Annotated in this window: 1 protein-coding gene; it reads left to right on the forward strand. The window is 44.9% G+C overall.

Translation table 11 applies throughout. The features are described 5' to 3' along the window. A partial coding sequence (locus V6255_RS17940) for a VCBS domain-containing protein (RefSeq protein WP_341629372.1) occupies positions 1-906 on the forward strand: 906 nt, incomplete at both ends.

Consider the following 906-nt stretch of genomic DNA (forward strand, 5'->3'; position numbering starts at 1 on the left):
TAACGGATGTAGATACCTCGGATACGACCACGTTCACGGCAGCAACGGTAGAAGGTACGTACGGCGATATTACTATTGATGAAAATGGTGATTGGTCTTACGCAGCAGATAATACGCAAGACGCTATCCAAGCATTAGACGACGGTGAGTCATTAACCGATACCATTACAGTGACGACCAGTGATGGTGTTGAACAAGAAATTGTGATCACTATCAATGGTATCGATGACTTATCAGTGGTTGCGGGTGATGACGCAGGCTCTGTCACAGAAGATGATGCAGCGACATTAACCACTTCAGGTAGCTTATCGCTAACGGATGTTGATACAAATGATACAACCACATTCACTGCTGCAACGGTAACAGGCACGTACGGCGATATTACTATTGATGAAAATGGTGATTGGTCTTACGCGGCCGATAACACACAAGATGCTATCCAAGCCTTAGATGATGGCGAATTCCTAACTGACACCATTACGGTGACGACTAGCGATGGTGTTGAGCAAGAAATTGTTATTACTATCAATGGTGTGGATGACTTATCAGTGGTTGCAGGCGATGCGGCAGGTGACGTAACAGAAGATGCGGATGCTTCGACATTAACGACATCTGGTAGCTTATCGCTAACGGATGTTGATACGACAGACGAAACGACCTTTACACCAGCAACGGTAACAGGCACGTACGGCGATATTACTATTGATGAAAACGGTGATTGGTCTTACGCAGCAGATAATACGCAAGATGCTATCCAAGCATTAGATGATGGCGAATTCCTAACGGATACCATTACAGTAACGACTAGCGATGGTGTTGAACAAGAAATTGTTATTACTATCAACGGTGTGGATGACTTATCAGTGGTTGCGGGTGACTCAGTTGGCGACGTAACAGAAGATGATG

The organism is Psychromonas arctica, from assembly GCF_038155225.1.
GTDB classification, from domain to species: Bacteria; Pseudomonadota; Gammaproteobacteria; order Enterobacterales; family Psychromonadaceae; genus Psychromonas; species Psychromonas arctica_B.